Below are 25,589 nucleotides of genomic sequence, written 5' to 3'. Positions count from 1 at the left end.
ATCGGCAATGATCGAAGCGACCCTGGCATCACTGACGACAGCTTCCGGGCCAAAAGCGATGCCCCAGATGAACCAGGCTGCTGCGAAGACTTCCCACCGTGGTGCCGAAACGCTCAAGACAGTGATGATCCCGAATGCCACGGCGGAGAAGGCGAGCACGCTCTTGAGCCGGATAGTCGACCAAGAGGTCACCCCGGCGGCCCACAACCCCACCAGAGCTCCGATGCTGTAGGCCGATAGAGCGAACCCGTAGGCACCTTCCGGGGCATCGGGTAGTCCGGCCAGATAGGGCACCGCGAGTGCGGTGGCTGCCGCAACCAGGAAGGATGCACTGGCGGCGGAGAAGTAGGACATCGTGACGACGGGTGGGAATCGCAGCTTTAGAACCGGGGGCCCGGTAGTCTTCTTGGTCCTGCCCTTCCTGTCATCCGACGCTTTCCCAGCGGCCGCCGGCATAGCGTGTCTGGACGCCAGCAGGACCAGCGCGAGCACGAATGTGGCCACGTTAATGCCCAATGCGAGGGTCAGACCGCCGAGCCCAAACAGGAGGCCTCCCACTGCCGGGCCAACCATTTCCGAGACGGTTTTGCCACTCTTGCGTGCGGCAGCCAACGACTGGAGATCATGCCTATACGAAGCCCGCAGCGCGGACTCGGCCGCCGGGTTGTCAAAGGAACCCGCGGCGCCGACGATCAACCCGATCACCGCGAAGGCGATCGGGTTTGTCCCCGGAAGAGGGATCAGCGCGGCAACCAGGATGGCCCGTACTGCGTAGCTGGCCAGAAGCAGCCGCCGTCGATCGTTGAAGTCCGCGATGGCTCCTCCGGCCGCGGCGAACAGGGACCCGGCGAGCATTCGTCCAAGGAAGGTCGAGGCAAGGGCAATGACGCTGTCAGTGAGCGCATAGACACCCAACGGGACAACGACTGCGGTGATCCCATCACCGAGTTCCGACACCAGAAAGGCAGCCAGAAGGCGGCGGCTTCGCTTGTCCGTGAACGGCCTGGCCAGTCGTTTGGAGCCTTCCCATCGGCCCGTCATGGCTTTCGGCGCCGGGATAAGTTCACCGATGTTGCTTCGGGAGAGGCCGGGTGGTCTTCCTGAGTGTTGAGTCCGGTTCCTGGTGAGCTCATGAGGTAAACCTATGTCCTCAAGTGGACTCGAGAACCAACCGGAACGCCCTAGGCTCGGTCCATGACCTCGCAGAGTGCTCCGCTCGAAAAGCGCCGGCAGTGGGAGAGGGCGTTTAAGTGGAGCTTAGGACCGCACCCGCGTTAATGCCGGGCACAACGAGCGCCCGCCAGCAAAACGCCCGCCGCAGGAACTCCTGCGGCGGGCGGTTGGCCAGTTGAAGCGGGGGGCTTAGTCCAGGTGCCGCTCGTCCGGTCCGTTGTATTCACTCAGCGGCCGGATCAGGGCGTTGGATTCCAGCTGCTCCATGATGTGCGCCGTCCAGCCGGTGATGCGCGCTGCGACGAACAACGGCGTGAACGTGGGGGTGTCGAAGCCCATCAGGTGATAGACCGGTCCGGCCGGGTAATCCAGGTTGGGCAGGATGTTCTTCCGCTCGGCCATGGCCGTTTCCAGGGCCGTGTACAGCTCTCCCAGATCCGGGCGGTCGTAGTGCTTGACCATTTTGTCCAGGGACGCCTTCATGGTCGGCACCCGGGAATCGCCGTTCTTGTAGACCCGGTGGCCGAAGCCCATGATCTTCTTCTTCTCCGCCAGTGCGTTATCCAGCCAGGCCGCGGCGTGGGCCGCGACGTCGTCGTTCCCCGCGCTGGCGGTGATTTCCTCGAAGGTGTGCATCACGGCCTCGTTCGCACCGCCGTGCAGCGGGCCCTTGAGGGCGCCGATCGCGCCGGTCACGGCCGAGTGCAGGTCGGCCAGCGTGGAGGTGATCACCCGGGCAGTGAACGTGGAGGCGTTAAAGGAGTGCTCGGCGTACAGGATCATCGAAACGTTGAACGCCTCCACGACCTCCGGCGCGGCTTCTTCCCCGAACGTCATCCACAGGAAGTTGGCCGCATAGCCGAGGTCTTCGCGCGGCTCCACGATCTCCTGGCCCCGGCGGCGCCGCTGGTCGTAGGCGACGACGGCGGGCATGGCAGCAAAGAGGCTGACGGACTTCTGCATGTTCGCCAGCCGGGACGAGTCCTCCGCCAGCGGATGCTCGGCACCCATCACCGATGCCGCGGTCCGGCAGACATCCATCGGATGGCAGGACGCCGGCAGCGAGTCAATTACGGTCTTCAGCTCCGCCGTCAGCGCACGCTGGGACCGCTCACCGGCGGTAAATTCGGCGAGCTCCTCCGCCGTCGGCAGTTCTCCGTTCCAGAGCAGGTAGGCGACTTCCTCGAAAGTGCACCTGGCCGCCAGTTCCTGAACCGGGTAGCCGCGGTACAGCAGCGAGTTGGTCTCCGGGTTCACCTTCGAGATGCTGGTGGTGTCCACCAGCACTCCGGCCAGGCCCTTGTGGATCGTTGTGTCGGTCATGTCTGGGACTCCTTCGTCGTAATGCGCGGGTCGGGGGTGGGGCAGCGCCTTCTTCTTGCTGGCTGGTTCGGGGTGGCCAGGTCAGGCCGGTGCCGGGGTGCCGGGTGTGCCGGGGACCTGGAAATTGAACACTGAGGTATCGAAGCGGTTATACGCCTCATAATCCACCAGATCGTACAACCGCGCACGTGTGAGCATGCTGGGAACTTCGGCGGCCTGGGTGCCATCCGCCTTGATCGCCTCCAACGTCCGTTCTGCTGCGCCCATGGCGCTGCGCAGCAGGGTCACCGGATAAATGACCATGTTGACGCCCGCGGAGGCGAGCTGGTCATAAGTGAAGAGCTCGCTCTTGCCGAATTCCGTCATGTTGGCCAGGATCGGGACGTCGACGGCGGCGCGGATGGCCGCGAACTCCTCCACGGTTTTCATGGCTTCCGGGAAGATCGCATCGGCGCCGGCCTCGACCAGGGCGCGGGCGCGGTCCTGGACGGCTTCCAGGCCCTCGACCGCGCGGATGTCGGTGCGGGCCATGATCAGGAAGTTCGGGTCCCGGCGGGCGTCCGCCGCGGCGCGGATCCGTTTGGTGGCGGTGTCCAGGTCCACGACGTTCTTGCCGTCTAGGTGTCCGCAGCGCTTGGGGTTGAATTGGTCCTCGATGTGGCAGCCGGCCAGCCCGGCGTTTTCGAGTTCCTGGATGGTGCGGGCCACGTTCATGGGCTCCCCGAAGCCGGTGTCCGCGTCGACAATTGAGGGCAGGTCGCTCATCCGGGCAATCTGCCCGGCGCGCGTGGCAACCTCGGTCAGGGTGGTCAGCCCGATGTCCGGCAGGCCCAGGTCATTGGCGAGGACTGCGCCGGAGATGTAGACGCCGTCGAACCCCTTTTCCTCGATCAGGCGGGCCGAGAGCGGATTGAACGCTCCGGGATACTGCTGGAGCGTGCCGGAGGCGAGGCCTTCGCGCATCGCGAGGCGCTTCTGCTCGGGGGTGGTGGAGGAATACAGCATTTAGAACAGTCCCTTCGGTGCGGCGGCCGGGTCAATGATGCCGGGGGCTGCGGTGATGTTGAGCTGGTCCAGTTCACCCGGGGCGAGTTCGGGCAGCCGTTCGGCCGCGGCGATAAACCGGTCGATCTCTTCCTCCGTCACCAGACCTGCGGCGAGGGTGCGGAATTTGTGGATGTAGTCGGCGCGGACAAAGGGCCGGGCACCCAGCGGGTGGGCGTCGGCTACGGCAATTTCATCGGTGATCACGCGGCCGTCGGCCAGGGTGATCTCCACCCGGCCGCCGAAGGCCTTCTCGGCGATGTCCGCGGAGTGGTAGCGGCGGGTCCATTCCGGATCCTCCACGGTGGTGACCTTGTGCCAGAGTTCGACGGTGTCCGGCCGGCCGGCCCGTTCCGGGGAGTACGAGTCCACGTGGTGCCAGGCGCCGTCCTGCAGGGCGACGGTGAAGATGTACGGGATGGAGTGGTCCAGGGTTTCGCGGGAAGCCGTGGGATCGTACTTCTGCGGATCGTTCGCGCCGGACCCGATCACGTAGTGCGTGTGGTGCGAGGTGGAAATCAGGACCGAGGCGACGTTCGCGGGATCGGCAGTTTCCGGGTGCTCACGGTGGATCTTCCGGGCCAGGTCGATCCAGGCCTGCGCCTGGTACTCGGCGGAATGTTCCTTGGTGTAGGTGTCAAGGATGGCGCGCTTGGCCTCACCGGGGGCCGGCAGCGGCACCTGGTAGGCGGCGTCGGGCCCGTCCAGCAACCAGGCGATGACGCCGTCTTCGCCCTCGTAGATCGGGGTGGGGGAGGTCTGTCCGCGCATCGCCCGGTCCACGGCTTCGACCGCCATCTTTCCGGCAAAGGCGGGAGCGTGGGCCTTCCAGGTGGAGATTTCGCCCTTGCGGGACTGACGCGTGGCGGTGGTGGTGTGCAGCGCCTGGCCCACCGCCTGGAAAATGGTCTCGGTATCCAGGCCCAGCAGCGTGCCCAGGCCAGCCGCAGCGGAGGGGCCGAGATGCGCGACGTGGTCGATCTTGTGCTTGTGCAGGCAGATGGCCTTGACCAGGTTGACCTGGATTTCATAGCCGGTGGCGATGCCGCGGAGCAGGTCCGCTCCGGAGGCGCCGGTGTGCTGGGCGGCGGCGAGGATCGGCGGGATGTTATCTCCGGGGTGCGAGTAGTCGGCGGCCAGGAAGGTGTCGTGGTAGTCCAGTTCACGCACGGCCACGCCGTTGGCCCAGGCGGCCCATTCGGGGGAGGTCTTGGTTTCGACGCCGAAGACGGATGCACCGGAGCCGCCCGACGACGGGGCGAAGGAGAGTGCCTGGGCTCGGGCGGCAATGATCGGTCCGCGGTTCAGGGACGCGACGGCAACCGAGGCGTTGTCGATGATGCGGTTGATGACCATGTCCGCGACGTCGTCGGCTACCGCCACGGGATCAGCGGCGACTGCGGCGATCTTCCACGCCAGCTGGTCTTCGCGGGGCAGGTTTTCCTCGCTGCGGTAGACGCGCACGTTGTGCATTTTCACGGAAGGGGTCCTCTCAATTTCGGATGCCGGTTCAGGGCCGGTGGACGGTGTTGAAGTGTTCAAGGCTTTTATGGAGGTGGACGGCGGTGGCGGCGGCCGCCATCGCCGGGTCGCCGGCGGCTATCGCCCCGGCAATCGTGGCGTGCTCGGCAGCGGTATCGCGCAGCCGTGCGGGGTTGTCCTTGGCCAGCCGGCGGACCCTGGCCAGGTGCAGGCGGACGTTGCCGAGCGCCTGGGTGAGGTACGGATTGGCGGCGGCGGCATCGATTGCCGCGTCCAGGCGGGCCACCAGCGCGTAATAACCCTCCCGGGCGGGATCCTCCCCGGGATCGGCGGCCAGCAGGGCAGCTGCGGCGTCGAAGTCGGTTCGCAGCTTCCGGAACACGGCCGGCTCTCCGCGGGCGGCAGCGAGCGAGGCAGCCTGGCATTCCAGCGCCTGCCGCAGTTCAAAGAGGGCGCCCACGGTTTCGGGAGAGATGGGGGTGACGACGACGCCGCGCCCGTGGTGCGGTGCGGCGAGTCCGTCGGCGGTGAGCCGGCCGAGGGCCTCGCGCAGTGGGGTGCGGGAGATACCGAGCCGCTGGGACTGTTCAACTTCACCGAGCACGGTTCCCGGCGGGAGCCGCCATTCGACGATGTCCTCGCGGAGCATGGCGTAGGCCCGGTCGCTGGCCCGCATACTGTGCTCCCTTCGCCTGTTGTGATGTCGGAGCACCAGTGTATACAGGGAATCCTCAAGAGGGGAGAAATTCGGGGAGATTGTTGATGAAGTCCATCCCCATGTATACAGAGTCCGCCTGTAGGCCGGTCATGACTTCGCTGCTGCGGCCGCGGAGCGTGGCGGTGCCGAGCGAAGTCCGGTAGGTTCCCAAGCGAGGTGGAACCGCTGTCTTCCCCGGACGAGTTTTCGGACGAGTTTTGCCGGCGCAGATCCGCAAGCACAGGCCATGTCGCGAATCAAGGAGGATTCATGGGTGCCGAGAGCTACGCAGAAACCTATGCCGCATCGAGCGCTGATCCGGAGAAGTTCTGGCTGGAGGCCTCCGCCCTGGTGGACTGGGATGTGGCCCCGGCCCAGGCGCTGGATGGCAGCCGTCCGCCGTTCTACCGCTGGTTCCCCGATGCCCGGCTGAATACCAGCTTCAACGCCCTGGACCGGCACGTGCTGGCTGGCCGCGGAGACCAGGCGGCGCTGGTGTACGACTCCGCCATGCTCGGCTTGCAGCGCACCTACACCTATACGGAGCTGCTGGCCGAAGTGGAGACCTTCGCCGGTGTCCTGCACGCCCAGGGCATCCGGGCCGGGGACCGCGTGGTCATTTACCTCCCGATGATCCCCGAAGCAATGATCGCCATGCTCGCCGCCGCCCGCCTAGGCGCCGTCCACTCCGTGGTGTTCGGCGGATTCGCCGCCGCAGAGCTCGCGGCGCGGATCGACGATGCCCGGCCCGACGCCGTCGTCACCGCCAGCGGGGGAGTGGAGCCCAAGCGCCGGATCGAATATCTGCCCATCGTGGCTGAGGCCCTGGAATCCGCCGCGCACCGGGTGCGCGCCGTCGTCGTCGCCGCCCGGGACGGCTTTGAGCACACGGCCAAGGAGTTCGACGGCGTCGGCGAGGCGCTCTGGGCGGACTGGGCTGAACTTGCCGAGCGGGCGCAGCCGCAGGGCCCGGTCAGCGTCGCCGCCACGGACCCGCTGTACATCCTCTACACCTCCGGAACCACCGGTGCTCCCAAGGGTGTGGTGCGGGATAACGGGTCCCACGCCGTCGCGCTGGCCTGGTCGATGCGGAACATTTACGACGCCGGTCCCGGGCAGGTGATGTGGACGGCGTCCGACGTCGGCTGGGTGGTGGGGCACTCCTACATCGTGTACGGGCCGCTGATCGCCGGGGCCACCACGGTGCTTTATGAGGGCAAGCCGGTGGGCACGCCCGACGCCGGGGCGTTCTGGCGGGTGGCCGCGGACCACGGGGTGGAGGTGCTGTTCACGGCACCGACGGCGCTGCGGGCGATCCGCCGGGCAGATCCCGAACTGGTGCTTGCCGCCGGGTACGACCTCTCCAAGCTGCGGACGCTGTTCGCCGCGGGAGAGCGGCTGGATCCGGAGACGTTCCGCTGGGCCTCTGCCGCCCTTGGCATCCCGGTGGTGGACCACTGGTGGCAGACCGAAACCGGATGGGCGATCTGTGCCAATCCGATGGGCCTGGACCCGCAGCCGCTCAAAGCCGGGTCGCCGACCTTCCCGGTGCCCGGTTTCCGGCTGCGCGTTCTCGACGGTGCCGGGGTGGAGGTCCCGGCCGGGAGTGAGGGGAACATCGTGCTGGACCTGCCGCTGCCGCCGGGCACACTGGCAACGCTGTGGGGCAGCGACGAGCGCTACCGGGCGTCCTACCTTGAAGCGTTTGAGGGCAGCTACGCCACTGGGGACTCCGGCTACGTGGATGAGGACGGCTATGTCTTCGTGATGGGGCGGACCGACGACGTCATCAACGTGGCCGGGCACCGGCTCTCCACCGGGGCCATTGAGCAGGCGGTGGCGAAACACCCGGAGGTCGCCGAGTGCGCGGTGATCGGGGTCCGGGACAGCCTTAAGGGCCAGCGGCCGTGCGGGTATGTGGTGCTCAAGGCTGGCTCCTCGGCTACCGAGGCGGAAGTCCAGGCAGCGCTCGCGGACCTGGTCCGCCGGCAGATCGGCCCGGTGGCCGACTTCCGTGACGTGCGTGTGGTCGACGGTCTGCCCAAGACCCGGTCGGGGAAGATCCTGCGCAAGACGATGCGCCAGATCGCCGACGGCGACGACTACACGGTGCCGTCGACGATCGAGGACCAATCGGTGCTGGACGCGATGGTGCCGCTGCTGCGGCCGGGTCCCTAGCGCTGAGCGTTATCGCCGCCAGGAATACTCCAGCTCCGGACGGCCGGGGGAGCCGTACCGGGGTGAGCGAACGACAGCCCGCTGTGCCTCCAGATGCTCCAGGTATCGCCGGACGGTAATCCGGGACATCGTGAGGGCAGCTGACACCTCGGACGCTGACAGCGGGTCGGAGGCGTTTTTCAGGATCTCCGAGACGGAATTCAGGGTGTCCGGGGAGAGCCCCTTGGGCAGCGCGGCAGGGACCGCCGGGCGCAGTGCGGCCAGCGCCCGGTCCACCTCGGACTGGGTGGCCGACGTTCCCTGGCCCGCGAGGTTGCGGTGGTATTCGCGGTAGGAAACGAGCTTGGCGCTGAACGCCGAGTACGTGAAGGGTTTGATCAGGTACTGCACGATGCCCGCGGACATCGCGCCGCGCACCACGGCCAGGTCCCGCACGGCGGTGATCGCGATAACGTCGGCCGGCACGCCCGCCCCGCGGATCCGGCGCAGTACGTCCAGCCCGTGCAGGTCCGGCAGGTTCATGTCCAGCAGCACCAGGTCGATGGGACACTCCGGGGAGCGCGGTGCGGCCCCGGGAGAGGGATTGAGGAAGGTGATGGCTTCCGCACCGGAATGCGCGACGCCGGCCACTGCGAACCCGTCGCTGCGCCGCACATACTCGGCGTGGGCCTCGGCAGTGATCGGCTCATCCTCGACGATCAGGACTGCAATTTCCCGAGGGGCGTTCACAGTGCATCTCCGGACTGCCCCGGCACGGACATGTCCGGGAGCGTCTCCGCCCGGGTGACCGGCAGATCCACCGTAAACCGGGCCCCCTGGCCGGGGCGGCCGCCCGCGTCAACCTGCAAGGAGCCGCCGAGCCGGTGCACGGCCTGGCGCACCAGCGGCAGTCCGATGCCCCGGCCGCTGAATCCAGCGCCCGAGGGAAGCTGGGTCATGGGGTCCTTGGTGCTGAAGCCCTGTTCGAAAATCCGTTCCGGAGGGTCGACGCTGATTCCGGGTCCGTTGTCCTGGACGGACAGTTCCAGTCTTCCGGCGCCGTGGGTGCCGCCGCCGAGTGTTCCGCTGCTGTCGGCCTGGCCGAGGGAAAAACGCGCCGTGACTGCGGCCGCCGGCCGGCCCTGGACGGCGTCGAACGCGTTATCCAGCAGATTACCCGCCACGGTCACCAGATCGGCGGAATCCAGGTCCGCCGCCAGGGTGGAGGAAGCCGCCGGAAGTTCGACGGCCAACCGGATGCCCCGTTCCCGGGCCTGGGCCGTCTTGGCGACCAGCAGCGCTGCGAGGGCCGGATCGCCCAGGGAAGCGGCGACGTCGTTGGCCAGTTGCTGGGTCTGTTCCAGGTCCCGGGTGGCGAACTCCAGGGCATCGGTATGCCGGTCCAGTTCGATCAGGGACACCACCGTATGCAGGCGGTTGGCATGCTCATGGGCCTGGGACTGGAGTGCATCGGTCAGCGTGCGCATGGACTGCAGCTCTCCGGTCAGGGCCTCGATGTCCGTATGGTCACGCAGGGTTGTCACGGTCCCGAACCGTCTGGGCTCCGCGGCCGTCCGGGACCGGCGAATCCAACGGCAGTGCGGCGATCCTTCCCCTGTCGGCGGTGCCAGGGCGGGGGACTGGTTCACCACCAGGATCCGGTCCTGGGTGAAGTGGAACTCATCGTGTGCGGTGCAGCCAGAGCCCAGGAGGTCGGCCAGGGGTGCCGGAAGGCCCAGTGACCGCGGATCCTTTGGAGCGCCGCCGTCGTTCGGTGCCAGGCCCAGCAACGTGGCGGCCTGATCGTTGTAGAGCACCAGCCGGCCGTCGTTATCCAGCAGCAGCAGGCCTTCGCGCAGGGAATGCAGCGCGGAGTCATAGAACGTGAACATACCCAGCAGCTCTTCGGGCCGCCGGTCCCGGGTAGTGCGACGCAGGTACCGGCTGAGCCCGAACGCGGCGAAGGAGCCGCAGGCCAGCGCGGCCAGTGAGATTACAAACGCCGCCGGAAGCTGGGCATCCCGGGCAATAGCGACCCGGTCCACGGTGATGCCCGCCGCCACCAGCGCGGTCACCTCGCCGTCGGGACCCAGCACCGGCGTGATGGCCCGCACCGACGGCCCCAGCGTCCCGGTGTAGGTCTCCGTGAAGGCATTGCCTTTCCGGGCCTCCTCCATGGATCCGAGGTAGGACTTGCCAATCTGATCTTCGCTCCGGTGGGTGAAGCGGGTGCCGTCCGGGGCCATGATGGTCAGAAAATCTATCCCGGCGCCGTCCATGACCGCCCGGGCAAAGGGCTGCAGCGAGATGCTCGGATCGGGAGAGGCCGCGGCGGAGAGGACGAACGGATCGGCTGCCACGGTCTCGGAAATGGCCAGCATCCGCGCAGCAGTTTCCGTGTAGCTGCGCTGTTCGGCCTGATGGTAGAGCGCCCAGGACAGCCCGGCGGAAAGGCAGACGAGGAAAGCCAGCTGCCCGATGAGCAGCCGGCTGGCAAGACTCCACTTCCCCACACGCATTCCTTTGGCTTCCTTTGGTTGCTCCGCTGGGCTGCAGCCGGGTCGAGAACAATATGACCACAACCGTGACAGCCGTCACATTGGGCGGCGACGATGTTGATGAATGACCACGTCCCGGCGAAACAGGCACGCCAATCAGGCTAGCCCAGAACAATTGAGCCCAGCGGAGACCAGCGCCTTGATGCCGCGCCGGGACGGATCAGCAAACAAAGCCTAGGAGCCTAAGACACATGGCAGCTGCCACTCTTCCGGACGGTGCCGGCTCACAGACGAGCCGCCGCAAAAAGGACAAGACCCATTTCCTGTACATCGCCGTTATTCTCGCGGTGGTCCTCGGCGCTGTCCTGGGTCTGTTAAGCCCGGACTTCGCCAAGGGCCTGAAGCCCATGGGAACCGCCTTTATTGCCCTCATCAAAATGATGATCGCCCCGGTGATCTTCTGCACAATTGTCCTGGGCATCGGCTCCATCGCCAAAGCGGCCACCGTGGGCAAGGTCGGCGGACTGGCCTTGGGGTACTTCATTGTGATGTCCACCTTCGCCCTGGCCATCGGCCTGGTCGTCGGCAACCTGATCCACCCCGGAACCGGCCTGAACCTCGAAGCCAGCGCCGCCGATGCCCCCGCCGCGCCGGAGGACGGAGAGGGCATGGTCGGGTTTGTCCTCAGCATTATCCCCACCACGCTCCTGGCCTCGCTGACGGGTGAGAGCATCCTGCAGACCCTCTTCGTGGCGCTGCTGGTCGGCTTCGCGCTGCAGAAGATGGGCCCCGCCGGAGCCCCCATCCTCACGGGCATCGGCCATCTCCAGAAGCTCGTCTTCCGCATCCTGGCCATGGTGATGTGGCTGGCGCCCATCGGTGCCTTCGGAGCCATTGCCGCCGTCGTCGGGGAAACCGGTGTCGGGGCGATCAAGAGCATGGCCGTGCTGATGATCGCCTTCTACATCACCTGCATCCTCTTCATCGCAATCATCCTGGGCGGTGTGCTGAAGCTTTGCACCGGTGTGAACATCTTCAAGCTGATGCGCTACCTCGGCCGTGAATACCTGCTGATCTTCTCCACCTCTTCCTCCGAGGTCGCACTGCCGCGCCTGATCGCCAAGATGGAGCATCTGGGCGTCTCCAAGCCCGTGGTCGGCGTGACCGTCCCGACCGGCTATTCCTTCAACCTGGACGGTACGGCCATCTACCTGACCATGGCCGCACTGTTCGTGGCCTCGGCGATGAATAAGCCGCTGGAGCTCGGTGAACAGATTTCCCTCCTGGTGTTTATGATCATCGCCTCCAAGGGGGCCGCGGGAGTCACCGGTGCCGGCCTGGCCACGCTGGCCGGGGGACTGCAGTCCCACCGCCCGGACCTGGTGGAGGGTGTTGGCCTGATCGTCGGCATCGACCGCTTTATGTCCGAGGGCCGCGCGCTGACCAACTTCACCGGCAACGCCGTCGCCACCGTCCTGATCGGCACCTGGACCAAGGAAATCGATAAGGAACAGGTCGCCGCCGTCCTGAACCGCAAGCATCCGTTCGACGAATCAACCATGGACGACGCCCACGCCGAACCCGCGGTGCCCGCCGCTGCGGAACCCGAACTGGAATCAACGACGGCCCGCTAGGGCCTCTCCATAAGCTCGGTGTCCGGCGCAGGGGCCGGATACCGTGCCGCAGGGCGCTCCCGCAATCCGCGGGGGCGCCCTGTGTGCTTCCGGGAATGCGCGCGGGTGGAGGCGCGAGGGAGATCCGCAGGCCGGGGATCCGGGTGATGCCGGGTATTCCGCAACCCCTATCCGCGCGGGGCGGCCCGAGGAGACAATGGAAAGATCAGCTTTCAATCCGCCTGGCAGGGTGGAAGGACGCCCTTCAGGCAAACGTAAGGAGGGATCAATTTGCTGAAAGAACAGAGCATCATGGCGGTCCTCCCCGCCAAGGACATCAGCAGGGCACGTGAGTTCTACGGCAACGTGCTGGGCCTCGACCCACCGCAGGTTATGGACGATGAAAACCTGCTCTACCACGGCGGGAATGGAACCTCGTTCCTGGTGTACGAGACCGACAATGCAGGCAGCGCCAAGAACACCCAGATGGGCTGGGAAACCAAGAATCTCGAGAGCGAGGTCGCGGAGCTTCGGAGCCGCGGGGTCGTCTTCGAGGAATACGATTTCCCGGGCCTGAAGACGGAAGGCGGAATTGCATCGACCCCGGTGGGAAAGGCCGCCTGGTTCACGGATACGGAAGGAAATATCCTTAATCTCTTCCAGGCCCTGTAACAAACGGCAAATCGAGATGGCAGAAACTGCTGGTTAGGACGTCGAAACCAGCAGTTTCTGCTCTTTCGATGGGCAGGGGAGTGGCGAAAGGACCAGAAGGTTCTAGTTAAGGTTGAGCGTCAAGGCTCGCGGCCGTCCAAGACGCGGATTCGCGGTATCCGCGTTGCGCAGTTGTAACCTTGGAAAGGACAGCCCGCAGGACAGCTAGAGACGGAAGCGTGGATTTATACGTGAGCTTTGAACAGAGTTCCACAACTCTGCAGGACGCAACGCAGGGTGCAGCCGAAGAAGCCATGGGTCCGACCGGCCGCCCGCTGACAGAATTCCCCGAGCCTCCGGTACTGACATCCCACGGTCCGGCCCGCATCATCGCCATGGTGAACCAGAAGGGCGGGGTCGGGAAAACGACGTCGACCATTAACCTGGGTGCCGCCCTCGCCGAAGCCGGACGCAAGGTCCTGCTGGTGGACTTCGATCCGCAGGGCGCGCTCTCCGCAGGCCTGGGCACCAATCCGCACGAGCTGGACGTGACCGTCTACAACGTGCTGATGGACCGCAAGGTGGACATCCGCGACGCCATCCAGGAGACGCACGTCGAGAACATCGACCTGCTCCCCGCCAACATCGACCTGTCCGCCGCTGAAGTGCAGCTGGTCAACGAGGTTGCCCGTGAACAGGTCCTGGAACGCGCGCTGCGCCGGGTCTCCGACGACTACGACGTCATCCTCATCGACTGCCAGCCCTCCCTGGGCCTGCTGACTGTCAACGCGCTCACCGCCGCCCACGGCGTCATCATCCCGCTGATCTGCGAGTTCTTCGCGCTGCGCGCCGTTGCGCTGCTCGTGGAAACCATCGAGAAGGTCCAGGACCGGCTGAACCCCGGGCTGCAGGTCGACGGCGTCCTGGCCACCATGTACGACGCACGGACCCTGCACAGCCGCGAGGTGATCGGCCGCCTGGTGGAGGCGTTCGGTGACAAGGTCTTCGAGACTGTCATCAAGCGCACCATCAAGTTCGCCGACGCCACGGTCGCCGCCGAGCCCATTACCTCCTACGCCGGGAACCATGCCGGTGCAGAGTCCTACCGCCGCCTCGCCAAGGAACTGATTGCCCGCGGCGGCGCACCCTAGCCTCGCGGAGGACGCGGGGCCGCGGGAGCACACGCCAGCGGCTGAAGATCCGGCGGGGGCTCAGCCGGCCGGATTCGAAGTGCGCCTGGAGAACTTCCGCGGACCCTTCGACGTGCTGCTGGGCCTGATCTCCAAACACGAACTGGACATCACTGAAATCGCCCTGGCCACGGTCACGGACGAGTTCATCGCCTATATCCGTGCCCTCACCGCCTCCGGCCAGGGCTGGGCGCTGGACGAAGCCAGCGAGTTCCTGGTCATCGCCGCGACACTTCTGGACCTCAAGGCCGCCCGGCTGCTGCCCGCCGGGGACGTGGAGGACGACGAGGACATTGCCCTGCTCGAGGCGCGGGACCTGCTCTTCGCCCGGCTGCTGCAGTACCGCGCGTTCAAGCAGGTGGCCTCGCTGATGGGCAGCCGGCTGGCCGAGGAAGGCCTGCGGTTCCCCCGCGACACCGCTTTGGAACCGCATCTGGCAGCCATGCTTCCGGAACTGGTCTGGCGGACCACTCCAGAGGACTTTGCGAAACTTGCTGTCAAGGCGCTGGAACCCCGGCCGGGACCGCCCACCGAAGTGGGCCTGGCACACCTGCATATGCCGCGGGTCAGCGTCCGGGAGCAGGCGCAGATCATCAGCGAGCGTCTGCTGGCGAGCAGCCCGCTGACGTTTACGGAACTCGCCGGCGGCGCCACCCCGCTGGAAACCGTGGCACGTTTCCTGGCGCTGCTCGAAATGTTCCGTGACGGAGTGTTGGCCTTCGACCAGCCTGAGCCGCTGGGCGAGCTGCGGATCACCTGGACCGGAACGCCCGGCGCTGACGGAGGCTGGTCCGCCGGGGCGCTGACCGAAGAATACGAGGAAATGCATGCCGCACCAGCCGACGCCTGAACTCCCGAAATCCGAGCTGACTGGCACATCCGAACTGCCGGACAGCGTCCACTCCCGGCCCGGTGGATTGCGGGCTGCCGCTGAAGCCGTGCTGATGGTCATCAACGAACCCGTTACCGCTGCGCAGCTGGCTGCAGCCCTCGAGGTCCCCACCGCTGAGGTGGCGCAAGTCCTCGCCGATCTGCGCGAAGAGTATGACGGTTATACTGGGGAAGGATCCGGAGGTCCGCGGGATTTTAGCCAGCACGCTGGTCAGCATTCCGAACAGCATCCTGAACAGCGGGGTTTCGAACTCCGTGAAGTGGCCGGGGGCTGGCGAATTTACTCCCGGCCCGGTTTCGCGGACATCGTCGGGCAGTTCGTTCTCGAAGGGCAAAGTGCCCGGCTTTCCCAGGCAGCGCTGGAAACCCTTGCCGTGATTGCCTACCGCCAACCGGTGTCCCGGGGGCGGGTATCGGCCATCCGGGGAGTCAATGTTGACTCCGTGGTCCGCACGCTTATCCAGCGCGGGCTTCTCGAGGAAGCGGGCACCGAACCGGAAACCGGCTCGCTGCTCTACGTCACGACGCCGTACTTCCTGGAGAAACTGGGGCTGGGCAGCTTGGAAGAACTGCCGCAGATCGCACCTCACCTTCCCGGGCTGGAAAACCTCGCAGAATTTGAAGAAACTACTTACTAACCGCTACACCCGAAGGACTTTCAATGACACAGGCACCCCGTTCCGGATCAGGCCGCAATAATCCGCGCGGCGGCGGGGCAACAGGCGGCAACCGCGGCTTCGGCAAGGGCTCCAAGCCCTCCAGCGGCCGCACTGGCGGCCCGAAGTCCGCTTCGGCCGGCGGCTCCTCGTCCGGCGGGTACGGCACCTCCAAGAGCGGCGGCTTCAAGTCCGGCGCTCCCAAGTCCGGCGCAGACCGGTCGGGGGAGAGCTTCGGCGCGTCCAAGCCGGAGGGCTTCAGGTCCGGTGCTCCGAAGTCCGGCGGCTTCAAGTCCGGCGCCCCGAAGTCAGGTGGCTTCAAGCCCGGCGGCCCCAAATCCGGCAAGGGCGGCGGCGAACGCGCCTTCCGCAACGAACGCTTCGGCAAGAACCTGGGCCCGGTCACCAAGCGTCCGCACACCCGCCGCCCGGGCAAGCCGGTGGTCTCCGAGCACCACGATCCCGAGGGCATCCGGCTGCAGAAGGTCATGGCCAGCGCCGGAGTGGCCTCGCGCCGCGTGTGCGAGGAAATGATCCAGGAAGGCCGGGTTGAGGTAGACGGCGAGGTTGTCACCGAGCTCGGAGTCCGCGTTGACCCCAAAACGGTCTCCATCCATGTGGACGGCATGAGCCTGCAGCTGGACGAGTCGCAGAAGTACTACGTCTTCAACAAGCCCCGCGGCGTCATCTCCACCATGGAGGACCCCGAAGGCCGTCCCTGCATCAGCGACTACCTCAAGAGCACCAACAAGCACGAGCGCCTCTTCCACGTCGGACGCCTGGACAACAACACCGAGGGCCTGCTGCTGCTGACCAACGACGGCGAACTGGCCAACCGGCTCACCCACCCTTCCTACGAGGTTCCGAAGACCTACCTGGTGCAGGTCCGCGGGCCCATGGCCCACGGTGTCGGCGCCCAGATGCGCGAAGGCCTGGAACTCGAAGACGGCTTCGCCAAGGTGGACTCCTTCCGCCTGGTCGACTCCACTCCGGGCCACATCCTGGTGGAAGTTGTGCTGCACTCCGGCCGGAACCGGATTGTCCGCCGCCTGTTTGAGGCAGTTGGCCACCCGGTCGAGCGCCTCGTGCGCACCCAGATGGGACCGATCCGCCTGAACGACCAGCGCCAGGGCAGCATCCGCGTCCTCGGCCGCCACGAAGTGGGCCACCTGCTGGCTTCCGTAGGGCTGTAGCCGGTGACGGTACTGGGCAACGGAGGCACACACCTGTCCGGACCGGTCCTGGTGATCGGCACCGGCCTGCTCGGTGCCAGCATCGGCCTCGGGCTGCGGGCGCGGGGGATCGACGTCGCGCTCTCGGATATTTCACCGTCCACGGAGGCCGTGGCCAAGGACATTGGTGCCGGGCGGCTGCTGTCCGACGTCGAGGCGGGCTTCGCGCCCGAACTCGTCGTTGTCGCAGCACCGCCGGACGTTACCGCGCCCCTCGTTACGCAGGCACTGAAGGACTGGCCGGCCGCCGTCGTCGTTGACATTGCCAGCGTCAAGGCATCTGTCCTGGCGGATCTGGAGGCCACCGGTGCCGACCTGTCCCGCTACGTCGGGACGCACCCGATGGCCGGACGCGAGAAATCGGGTCCGGTGGCCGCCCTGGGTGACCTCTTTATGTCCAAGCCGTGGGTCATCTGCGCCGGGGAACACAGCGCAGCCGAAGCGGTGAAGACCGCTGAGGCCCTGGCGATCGATCTTGGCGCCGTCGTCTCGCGCATGGACGCCGAAGACCATGACCAGTCGGTTGCCCTGATTTCCCACCTGCCGCAGGTGATGTCATCGCTGGTGGCAAGCCGGCTGCAGGAGACGCCGCCGGCGTCGCTGGCGCTGGCCGGCAACGGGCTGCGGGACGTCACCCGGATCGCCGCGAGCGACCCGAAACTGTGGGTGCAGATCCTCAGCGGCAACGCCCCGCGGCTGGTCTCCATCCTGCAGGGTGTCCGCGAGGACCTGAACCGGCTGATCAATACGCTGGAAAACCCGGAGGCTGACGGCGCCCGGTTGGACATGGCCCAGCTGATCTCCGAAGGCAACACCGGGCAGGCCCGGATCCCGGGCAAGCACGGCACACCGCCGCAGTCCTTTACCAGCTTCACGGTCCTGGTCGACGACACTCCGGGTCAGATCGCGCAGCTGCTCACCGAGATCGGTGAAATCGGCGTCAACCTCGAAGACCTTCGGCTGGAGCATGCCTCCGGCCGCCAGGTGGGTCGGGCAGAAATCTCGGTACTGCCGAGCAAGGTGCACGGGCTGGTCAGCGAACTGACCTCGCGCGGCTGGAAGGTAGTGCAGTGAGCGAAGAACGTAATCCGGCCCAGTTCCGGCTGGGCAAGCCCCTGGTTGTGGCCATCGATGGTCCCTCGGGATCGGGGAAGTCCAGCATCAGCCGGGAAGCGGCCCGTCGTTTGCGCGCTGCCTACCTCGACACTGGTGCGATGTACCGTGCCGTCACCATCGCCTGCATGCGTGCCGGGATCGATCTGACCGACGCCGTCGCCGTTGAGGCCGCCACCCGCTCCGCAGACATCGCGCTGAGCACCCACCCCGACCAGGAATGGGTGCGGGTCGGGGGAGAGGACGTCACCCAGGCGATCCGCGAACCCGAGGTCTCCTCCAATGTCAGCGCCGTGGCAACCACCCTCGGCGCCCGGGCGGACCTGGTCCGCCGGCAGCAGCAGCTGATCAAGGACTCCGGCCTGCGCATCGTCGCCGAGGGCCGGGACATCACCACGGTCGTGGCCCCCACCGCTGAGGTGAGGATCCTGCTCACCGCCTCGGAGGAGGCACGGCTGCGCCGCCGCGGTGTCCAGCTGGGCGGGTCGCAGACCACGGCGCAGCTGCGCGAACAGGTCCTGACCCGCGATGTAAAGGACTCCACCGTGGTGAACTTCCAGAAGGCAGCCGACGGCGTGGTGACCATCGATTCCTCCGACCTGGACTTTGAAGAAACTGTCCAGGCCGTCCTGGACGTTGTCTACAGCAGCACGCACTGACTTTTACAGCGGTGAAGCGCCGGGCCCCAATGGGGTCCGGCGCTCCTTGCCGTGTTTCAATGGACTGGTGGCTGCACGGGAATCTTCGTGTATTGACCCCAAAATACTTACCCGGGCTGAACGTCCGGAGACGGCCGGGCGCGCATGCGCTGAGGCCTCAACGGAAAGAAAGCAATAGTTTATGAACGCCAACCCTACCTTTGACGGCGACTCCGGCGAGGAGTACGTGCCCGCAGGCGAGGACCAGATCGACGAGCGGCTTGCCGCCCTTGACGACGACGAAGCCAACCTGCGTGCGGAAACCCTGCGTGCCGGGCTCTCCGACTACGAACTCGATGAGGAAGACGCCGCGCTGCTGGCCGGCGGCTTCGAAGAGATCGACGAAGACGCACCGGTGCTCCTGGATCCGGTGGTCGCCATTGTTGGACGCCCGAACGTCGGCAAGTCCACCCTGGTCAACCGCATCCTGGGCCGCCGCGAGGCCGTGGTGGAAGACACCCCGGGTGTCACCCGCGACCGCGTGTCCTACCCCGCTACCTGGAACGGCGTGAACTTCACGCTCGTTGACACCGGCGGCTGGGAGCACGACGCCCGCGGCATCCACGCCCGCGTGGCCGACCAGGCCGAGATCGCCGTCGACGTCGCCGACGCCGTGATGCTGGTTGTCGATGCAACCGTGGGCATCACCGCCACCGACGAAGCCGTGGTGAAGATGCTGCGCAGCAAGGGCAAGCCCGTCATCGTCGTCGCCAACAAGGTGGACGACATCCAGAACGAAGCCGACGCCTCCACCCTCTGGGGCCTGGGCTTCGGCGAGCCGTACCCCGTCTCAGCGCTGCACGGCCGCGGCACGGCAGACATGCTCGACGCTGTCCTGGACGTCCTGCCGGAATACTCCGCCTACGGTGGACTGGACCGCAGCGGCGGCCCGCGCCGCATTGCACTCATCGGCCGCCCGAACGTCGGCAAGTCCTCCCTGCTGAACAAGCTCGCAGGTTCGGAGCGTGTGGTTGTGGATGACACCGCCGGCACCACCCGCGACCCCGTTGACGAAATGATCGAACTCGGCGGGCGCACCTGGCGCTTCGTCGACACCGCCGGCATCCGCCGCCGCCAGCACATGGCCCAGGGTGCCGACTTCTACGCCTCCCTGCGCACGCAGGCCGCATTGGAGAAGGCGGAGGTCGCCGTCGTCCTCCTGGCCGTTGACGAAGTCCTCTCCGAGCAGGACGTCCGCATCCTCCAGCTGGCCATCGATTCCGGCCGTGCGCTGGTCCTCGCGTTCAACAAGTGGGACCTGCTCGACGACGAACGCCGCCGCTACCTCAAGACTGAGATCGAGCGCGACCTGGCCCACGTCGAGTGGGCACCGCACGTGAACATCTCAGCCAAGACCGGCTGGCACAAGGACCGCCTGGTCCCGGCGCTGGACACGGCTCTGGAGAACTGGGACAAGCGCATTCCCACCGGCAAGCTCAACGCCTTCCTGGGCGAGCTCGTGGCAGCCCACCCGCACCCGGTGCGCGGCGGCAAGCAGCCCCGCATCCTGTTCGGCACGCAGGCGTCCTCGCGTCCGCCGAAGTTCGTGCTGTTCACCACCGGGTTCCTGGATCCGGGCTACCGCCGCTTCATCACCCGCCGGCTGCGGGAAACCTTCGGCTTCGAAGGTACGCCGATCGAGGTCAGCATGCGCGTTCGCGAGAAGCGCGGCAAGACCAGCAATCGCTAACAGGCTCTAGCATTTGGGCGGCCCCGGAGCCAATATGAACTCCGGGGCTGCTCCGATGCGGGGAAAACGCCAACTCTGTTGTAGAGTATTTGAGTTGGTTCGGCCGGGAATGCATCGGCCGGGTAACGGGTTGTGGCGCAGCTTGGTAGCGCACTTGACTGGGGGTCAAGGGGTCGCAGGTTCAAATCCTGTCAACCCGACGATAAGCCTGATGGAACGCAAGTTCTGTCGGGCTTTTGTCGTTTAAAGGGCGGGCCGCGCGAGGGGTTCTGATCGTAGGCGGAACGCCGAGAGCGGCCTCAAGAACGGAGACCGCACTCGGCGTGAAGACCTCGAGCTACAACGCCCGAAGCAGCTGGGTCGCTTGCGTAACTCCTGAGGAGTACGAGGCACTGACCGTGCTCGTGCTCATCCCCGCCCAGTACAGGACGTCGCCGACGGTCGCCGACATGTCTGACGCGTTGCCTCCGCCGCCGTAGGCACCCCACGAATACGGCTCGTTCGCCCAGTCGGTCATGACTGCCTTGTGATACTTCAAACCAGGGTCGCCCGTGGCTTTACGCACTCCGTCGAGGACCGCTGCGTATTTCTCGGGCTGCGTGAGCGAGTTAAGCTCGCGGGCCGCAGCACCGGTCTCCCAGCCCACAATGATCTGGCCCTTGTAGCCGGTGTGCGCGATCGACCCATTCCACAAAGTTGTGGGTGAGAGGTCCATCATCTCGGCGTAGCCCCAGTTGTCGCTGCCGTTGGGGGTGAATACCTTCCCCTTAAATTCGAGTACGCACTTGAAGATGTTGCTGTACGTAAAGGCGTCGAACGCGGCCCACTTTGCGGCGGGGAGGCCCTGGGTGAAGGCAATGTCGCGGCGCTTCATGACTCCTGCGGGAACTGCGAAGATGACGCGACGTCCGAAAAGCGCGCCCTTTGATGTTTGCAGCTCGACACCGTTGGGGGTGTAGGCGACCTCTTCGACCACGGTCTTCAGCATGACGGGAACGTCGCCCACGATGAAGCGCAGCAGCTGGTCGTATCCGCCAACGATCTTGTAGTCGCCGTCGTTGAGCTCGGGATCGTTCGGGTCAAGTACTTCCTGTTCCGGGGCCTGCTCGGGGTGCAGTGTGAACTGGATGCAGCTCTTGAACCGAGCGCCAATACGAGAAGCCGGTGTGTTGTAGAGCGGCTCGCTATCGTCGGTGAACCAATACGCCAGCCCGGTCGGCGTGTTTTCCTTTGTAACTCCAAGGCGCAGCAAATAGGAGTGTGCTTGTTCACCAGGCAGCGTCGCGGGAAGCGGCACATTTTGACCGGCAGGATCGTACTTAACGAGCGATTCGGGCATGCCGAGTGGGAATAGCCATGAAGTCGGGGAGTCCCACTGATGCCACTGTGCCGACGGCGACGTTGCGGGCGCGGTCGCCTGCTTGATGTAGTTGTTCTGAAACATGGGCATCTGAAAGCCGGCTTGCTCGATCCAAGGATAGGTTGAAGCGTAGGGTCCGCCATGCACCAATTCGCATCCGCGTTCAACTGGAATCCCCATCGAAGTGCGGTCGGTGTACATGCGGCCGCCAATTCGGTCGCGAGCTTCAACAATGACGATACGGAGGTTGGGTTTCTCCTCGATGAGCGTGCGAGCTGCGCCGATTCCGGCTGACCCTGCCCCGACAACAATGACGTCCCAGTTCTTCTTGTCGCCGGTCGGATGGTTGAGCGAGGGCATGCCGTTGCCGTGACCATTTCCTGGGCTGATCGGCTTGTCTGCAAAGGCGCCAGTATTAGCGATGCTTGCGGCGGCGAGTCCGGCAGCTACACCAAGACCTCCGGTTAGAAAACCGCGACGAGTTACGTTGTCCATAGAAACCTCATTGTTATTAGGACGAAACGGATCAAGCAATTTCCCGGTCAGACTAACCTTCTAGCTGCGTAAGGGCAATGAATCCGTTTGATTCTTTGAACGATCCTGTAATGAACTTCGTTGCGCTAGGCGCGGGCTTCCCCGCGAGCCCGCAGCAGGCGCCCGTGCGTGGACTTCAGGCAGGGGGGCAAGCTTTCAGGCCTGCCACGGGTGTCAGTCATCGCCATAGTGCGATATAATCGCATTATGGCGATGAATAACCAGGGGTTGGTTCCCCTCGATGACGTGGCAACGGCCGCATATGCACACCTGTTCCAGGCATTCGCTGAGCCGACACGCTTGGCGGTCGTGCAGCACCTCTCCTCGGGTGAGCACCGGGTTCGAGACCTCGTTGAACACATGGGCCTGGCCCAGTCGACGGTGAGCAAGCACGTCGGCTTCCTCGTTGAGTGCGGCCTCGCCACCATGCGTCCCGAGGGGCGTTCGACCTGGTACTCACTGACCGAACCTGAGCTGCTGCGCACCCTCATCGCAGCCGCCGAACGTCTCCTCGACGCAACCGGCACGCAGGCCCTGCTCTGCACGCACCTGCGGCTCCCGCATTCTCACCCGACGACAGACATGGAGGAGAAGTAGCCATGGGTGCAGGACACAGCCACGGCCCCGCACTCAGTCAGTCGGGACATCCCGGAGACTTCCGCAGGAAGCTCTGGATCGCCTTCTCGATGACAGCGACCATCGTCGTCGCGCAGGCAGTGGGATCAGTCGTCACCGGCAGCCTCGCCCTGCTGACCGATACCGCTCACGCCCTCGCAGATGCAACTGGGCTCCTGGTTGCGCTCATCGCCGCCACCCTGATGCTTAAACCCGCGGACTCCAAGCGGACCTGGGGGTTCCGGCGCATCGAGGTGATCGCCGCCCTTGGCCAATCGACCCTCCTTCTTGTGGTTGGAACCTATGCGGTAATCGAAGGCATCCGGCGGCTGTTCGAACCGGCAGAGGTACCCGCCGGCGAGCTGCTGATCTTTGGCCTCATCGGCCTCATGGTGAACATCATCGCGATCGCCGTCCTTGCCTCCGGCCGGGACTCGAACTTCAACATGCGGGCGGCCTTCCTCGAAGTCCTCAACGATGCACTCGGCTCCCTTGGCGTCGTCATTGCGGCAATCGTCATTGCCACGACCGGCTTCATGCAGGCCGACGCCATTGCCGGCCTGCTCATCGCAGCCCTGATTGTGCCCCGCGCCTTCAAACTCATGCGCGAGACGACCAGGGTGCTCATGGAGTTCACTCCCAAGGGCCTCGACCTCGATGAGGTGCGGACGCACATCCTCGAACTCGACCATGTCAAGGACGTGCACGACCTGCATGCCTCCACCGTCGCGACGGGCCTGCCTATCCTGACCGCCCACGTCGTCGTTGACGACGAGTGCTTCACGGACGGCCACGCAGCCGAGACGTTGCAGAAGGTCAAGGCATGCGTCGCCGAGCACTTCGAGGTCTCCATCCATCATTCGACCTTCCAGATCGAAACAGAGCACATTGCCGAGCACGAGCCGGACGGGTGCCAGAGGCTTCGCTTCAGTCCCTGATGCCAGAGGGGCCGCGGCCGATCCCCCTGGCATAGGCTTCAGGCATGAAACTCAGCAGAACGTTGGAGCAGCACATCGCGGTGTTCGGTGAGAGCGGCAGCGGCAAGACCGTCATGGTCTCGTCCTTCTACGGAGCAACGCAGGAACCTCAATTCCTGCAAAAAAGCCTGTTCCACGTTGTGGCCGGGGATGCCGGCCAGCACACCCAGCTGCACCGCAACTACCTTGGAATGCGGGACTCCGCGCGGCTTCCTGCGCCGAATCGCTTCTCTGGCACCTCCTACTCCTTCTCCGTCAAGTTGAAGGATGCGCCGGACGCTAAGACGATGAAATCCAGGCCCTTCGATGCCCTGCGCCTCGTGTGGCACGACTACCCGGGCGAGTGGTTCGAGCAGGACGTGAGCGGCCCCGAGGAAGCCCAGCACAGGGTCGACACGTTCAAAGCGCTGCTGGGTTCCGATGTTGCTCTGCTGCTGGTGGACGCTCAGCGGCTGCTGGACAATTCCGGCGAGGAGGAGCGCTATCTGAAGTCGCTGCTGTCCAACTACCTCAGTGGCCTGCTGTTGCTCAAGAATGATCTGTTGGACGATGGCAAACCACTCGTCGAATTTCCGCGGATTTGGATAATGGCGCTATCTAAGTCCGATCTGATGCCGGGTATGGACGTGTTTGGATTCAGGGATCTCCTCACTGAAAAGGCTGGTGGGGAAATGGACGAATTGCGCAAGGTCCTTGCCGGCTTTGTTGCAGCCCCGGACGCACTGTCCATGGGCGAGGATTTTATGCTCCTTTCGTCAGCGAAATTCGACGCAGACAAGATTGAGGTGACCAAACGTGTCGGCCTCGAGATGATCCTTCCCCTGGCTGCCATCCTTCCCTTCGAGCGCCATGTTCGGTGGGTCCGGGCCAAGCAAATTCCTAAGAAAGTCGCTGAGAACCTGTTGGACGGTGCCGGCACCCTGGCCGTCGCCCTGATCGGGAAGCGCGTGCTCCGTGACACCGGAGGTCCTGTCCAGAAACTTGTCGGGTTCGCTCTCTCCGCGGATGTCCTGAACGCGGCGGTCCAACTGGCTGGGAACAAACTGCGGGAGAAAAACGCCGAGGGGCTGGCTAAACAGGACTATCTGAAAGCCATGCTGACGCGCTTCAAGCTGGATCTGGACAGGGGCGAGGAACAGAAGACCCTTCTTAGGAGCCTGAGGTGACCTTGATCTGGGCCACTCGTGGGCGGGCCTGGGGTTTCCGGTTTATCCATAACGGCGGAGCCGAGGATCCACTCCCGGTCTACAACGATGTCTTCTCGGGGTTTATGGACGAGCTGGAACTTTGTCGTCGTGTTGGGGAGAGAGTAGCGCTGCGTTTTCCAGATCCCTTGGGACGGAAAGACCGTGCCGGCAGGGTCATACCCCACGAATTCGTTGTCTCCGGGTCCCTGGCTGAAAAGATCAATTCAGTCGAGGACGGCCTCCGTTTGGTCTGGCCACTGGTCGCCGAGGAATACGCAGGATCCTATGACAGAGCCATCCGGGCCGGCGCCGGCCAGGGATAGGGGATTGGCAGCGCCGGATATTCAACGGACCCGAGTGAGCGCCTCGTCGACGAGGATCTCCACCGCTTCCTGGGCGCGCGCACGATCGGCGGCGACGAGCCCGATGCGGGTGCGTCGGTCGAGCACGTCGTCGGCGTCCAGTGCACCTTCGGCGAGCACCGCGAATTCGATCTCAGCGCGGGTTACATCGATGCCGGGTGCGATCTGCGCGGCCGGGTTGGCGGTGCCCGCGAGGGCGAGCACGGCCGGCGCCTCGGCGCCGAACCGTGCCACCAGTGAGGGTGGCAGTGCCGCGTTCGAGGAGGTTCCGGCCCCCTTCGAGCCCGTCACCGCAACCGGTGAACCCGGCGCGCCGACGAGCGGCAGCACACGCGTGCGGCATTCGCCGCCGTCCAGTCCGCCGTGCCGTACGGCCAGATCCACTGCGTCCTCGGCCATCGCAGTCGTCGTATCTCCGTGTACAAGAACCAGGGATGGCTGCACTT

The 25,589-nt window shown here is 65.4% G+C and carries 23 protein-coding genes and 1 tRNA gene; 15 read left to right on the top strand and 9 right to left on the bottom strand.

Annotation, left to right across the window (positions count from 1 at the left end; all coding sequences use genetic code 11):
• The 5 genes from RTN46_RS10065 to RTN46_RS10045 all read right to left on the bottom strand — a co-directional run.
• Window positions 1-1,041: MFS transporter (locus tag RTN46_RS10065; protein ID WP_312181024.1), on the bottom strand; the 1,041-nt coding region annotated here is incomplete at its 3' end.
• Between the two features lie 321 nt (window positions 1,042-1,362).
• Complete coding sequence (locus RTN46_RS10060) at window positions 1,363-2,496, bottom strand: bifunctional 2-methylcitrate synthase/citrate synthase (protein ID WP_312181023.1); 1,134 nt, start codon at window positions 2,494-2,496, stop codon at window positions 1,363-1,365.
• A gap of 81 nt (window positions 2,497-2,577) precedes the next feature.
• Complete coding sequence (prpB, locus tag RTN46_RS10055) at window positions 2,578-3,501, bottom strand: methylisocitrate lyase (RefSeq protein ID WP_312181021.1); 924 nt, start codon at window positions 3,499-3,501, stop codon at window positions 2,578-2,580.
• Window positions 3,502-5,013, bottom strand: a complete 1,512-nt coding sequence (locus RTN46_RS10050; RefSeq protein WP_312181027.1) for an MmgE/PrpD family protein — start codon at window positions 5,011-5,013, stop codon at window positions 3,502-3,504.
• Between the two features lie 37 nt (window positions 5,014-5,050).
• A complete protein-coding gene (locus RTN46_RS10045) occupies window positions 5,051-5,698 on the bottom strand; it encodes a GntR family transcriptional regulator (protein WP_312181019.1) in 648 nt (215 codons plus the stop codon).
• Window positions 5,699-5,989: 291 nt separating this feature from the next.
• On the opposite strand from RTN46_RS10045, the gene RTN46_RS10040 reads away from it, so the two are divergent.
• Window positions 5,990-7,897 (top strand): AMP-binding protein, encoded by a 1,908-nt coding sequence (locus RTN46_RS10040; protein WP_312181017.1) that lies wholly within the window; start codon window positions 5,990-5,992, stop codon window positions 7,895-7,897.
• 9 nt (window positions 7,898-7,906) lie between these two features.
• Here RTN46_RS10040 and RTN46_RS10035 read toward each other — a convergent pair whose 3' ends face one another.
• Window positions 7,907-8,626, bottom strand: a complete 720-nt coding sequence (locus RTN46_RS10035) for a response regulator (protein WP_312181016.1) — start codon at window positions 8,624-8,626, stop codon at window positions 7,907-7,909.
• Window positions 8,623-10,389 carry an ATP-binding protein gene (locus RTN46_RS10030; RefSeq protein WP_312181015.1) on the bottom strand — a complete coding sequence of 589 codons (1,767 nt, stop codon included), beginning with the start codon at window positions 10,387-10,389 and terminating at the stop codon, window positions 8,623-8,625. Before RTN46_RS10030 ends, RTN46_RS10035 begins: the two co-directional genes overlap by 4 nt.
• Window positions 10,390-10,625: 236 nt before the next feature.
• On the opposite strand from RTN46_RS10030, the gene RTN46_RS10025 reads away from it, so the two are divergent.
• The 10 genes from RTN46_RS10025 (at window position 10,626) to RTN46_RS09980 (ending at window position 20,308) form a co-directional block, all read left to right on the top strand.
• Window positions 10,626-12,008 carry a cation:dicarboxylate symporter family transporter gene (locus RTN46_RS10025; protein ID WP_312181013.1) on the top strand — a complete coding sequence of 461 codons (1,383 nt, stop codon included), beginning with the start codon at window positions 10,626-10,628 and terminating at the stop codon, window positions 12,006-12,008.
• 270 nt (window positions 12,009-12,278) lie between these two features.
• Window positions 12,279-12,659: a VOC family protein gene (locus RTN46_RS10020; protein WP_312181012.1), complete on the top strand. Its 381-nt coding sequence runs from the start codon at window positions 12,279-12,281 to the stop codon at window positions 12,657-12,659.
• 230 nt (window positions 12,660-12,889) lie between these two features.
• A complete protein-coding gene (locus RTN46_RS10015) occupies window positions 12,890-13,789 on the top strand; it encodes a ParA family protein (protein WP_396157599.1) in 900 nt (299 codons plus the stop codon).
• On the top strand, window positions 13,767-14,678 hold the full coding sequence (locus tag RTN46_RS10010; RefSeq protein WP_396157596.1) for a segregation and condensation protein A: 912 nt from the start codon (window positions 13,767-13,769) through the stop codon (window positions 14,676-14,678). The genes RTN46_RS10015 and RTN46_RS10010 overlap by 23 nt, the downstream gene beginning before the upstream one ends.
• Window positions 14,656-15,357: an SMC-Scp complex subunit ScpB gene (gene scpB / locus RTN46_RS10005; RefSeq protein WP_312181009.1), complete on the top strand. Its 702-nt coding sequence runs from the start codon at window positions 14,656-14,658 to the stop codon at window positions 15,355-15,357. Before RTN46_RS10010 ends, scpB begins: the two co-directional genes overlap by 23 nt.
• Before the next feature lie 23 nt (window positions 15,358-15,380).
• Window positions 15,381-16,568 carry a pseudouridine synthase gene (locus tag RTN46_RS10000; protein WP_312181007.1) on the top strand — a complete coding sequence of 396 codons (1,188 nt, stop codon included), beginning with the start codon at window positions 15,381-15,383 and terminating at the stop codon, window positions 16,566-16,568.
• A 3-nt stretch (window positions 16,569-16,571) separates the two neighbouring features.
• Window positions 16,572-17,681, top strand: coding sequence for a prephenate dehydrogenase (locus tag RTN46_RS09995; RefSeq protein ID WP_312181005.1), 1,110 nt, complete (start codon window positions 16,572-16,574; stop codon window positions 17,679-17,681).
• Window positions 17,678-18,379 (top strand): (d)CMP kinase, encoded by a 702-nt coding sequence (gene cmk, locus RTN46_RS09990; RefSeq protein WP_312181003.1) that lies wholly within the window; start codon window positions 17,678-17,680, stop codon window positions 18,377-18,379. Before RTN46_RS09995 ends, cmk begins: the two co-directional genes overlap by 4 nt.
• A gap of 181 nt (window positions 18,380-18,560) precedes the next feature.
• The gene (gene der / locus RTN46_RS09985; RefSeq protein ID WP_312181001.1) at window positions 18,561-20,108 is read left to right on the top strand and encodes a ribosome biogenesis GTPase Der; all 1,548 of its coding nucleotides are present in this window, start codon (window positions 18,561-18,563) and stop codon (window positions 20,106-20,108) included.
• Between the two features lie 126 nt (window positions 20,109-20,234).
• Window positions 20,235-20,308, top strand: a tRNA-Pro gene (locus tag RTN46_RS09980).
• Between the two features lie 137 nt (window positions 20,309-20,445).
• Here RTN46_RS09980 and RTN46_RS09975 read toward each other — a convergent pair.
• Window positions 20,446-21,963 (bottom strand): NAD(P)/FAD-dependent oxidoreductase, encoded by a 1,518-nt coding sequence (locus tag RTN46_RS09975; protein WP_312180999.1) that lies wholly within the window; start codon window positions 21,961-21,963, stop codon window positions 20,446-20,448.
• Window positions 21,964-22,209: 246 nt separating this feature from the next.
• Between RTN46_RS09975 and RTN46_RS09970 the strand changes: the two genes are divergently transcribed.
• From RTN46_RS09970 to RTN46_RS09955, 4 genes are read left to right on the top strand one after another with little or no spacing between them, the layout of a single operon-like run.
• Window positions 22,210-22,599, top strand: coding sequence for a metalloregulator ArsR/SmtB family transcription factor (locus RTN46_RS09970; RefSeq protein ID WP_312180997.1), 390 nt, complete (start codon window positions 22,210-22,212; stop codon window positions 22,597-22,599).
• 2 nt (window positions 22,600-22,601) lie between these two features.
• Window positions 22,602-23,555 carry a cation diffusion facilitator family transporter gene (locus RTN46_RS09965; RefSeq protein ID WP_312180995.1) on the top strand — a complete coding sequence of 318 codons (954 nt, stop codon included), beginning with the start codon at window positions 22,602-22,604 and terminating at the stop codon, window positions 23,553-23,555.
• 44 nt (window positions 23,556-23,599) lie between these two features.
• Window positions 23,600-24,760, top strand: coding sequence for an ATP/GTP-binding protein (locus tag RTN46_RS09960; protein WP_312180993.1), 1,161 nt, complete (start codon window positions 23,600-23,602; stop codon window positions 24,758-24,760).
• The gene (locus RTN46_RS09955) at window positions 24,757-25,104 is read left to right on the top strand and encodes a hypothetical protein (RefSeq protein ID WP_312180991.1); all 348 of its coding nucleotides are present in this window, start codon (window positions 24,757-24,759) and stop codon (window positions 25,102-25,104) included. Before RTN46_RS09960 ends, RTN46_RS09955 begins: the two co-directional genes overlap by 4 nt.
• Before the next feature lie 21 nt (window positions 25,105-25,125).
• Here the strand turns inward: RTN46_RS09955 and RTN46_RS09950 are convergent.
• On the bottom strand, window positions 25,126-25,589 hold a 464-nt coding region (locus RTN46_RS09950), incomplete at its 5' end, for a glycerol-3-phosphate dehydrogenase C-terminal domain-containing protein (RefSeq protein ID WP_312180990.1).

This window comes from Arthrobacter sp., from assembly GCF_031988865.1.
In the GTDB taxonomy this organism is placed as follows: Bacteria; Actinomycetota; Actinomycetes; order Actinomycetales; family Micrococcaceae; genus Arthrobacter_B.
This window is presented reverse-complemented; position numbering and strand designations above follow the sequence as displayed.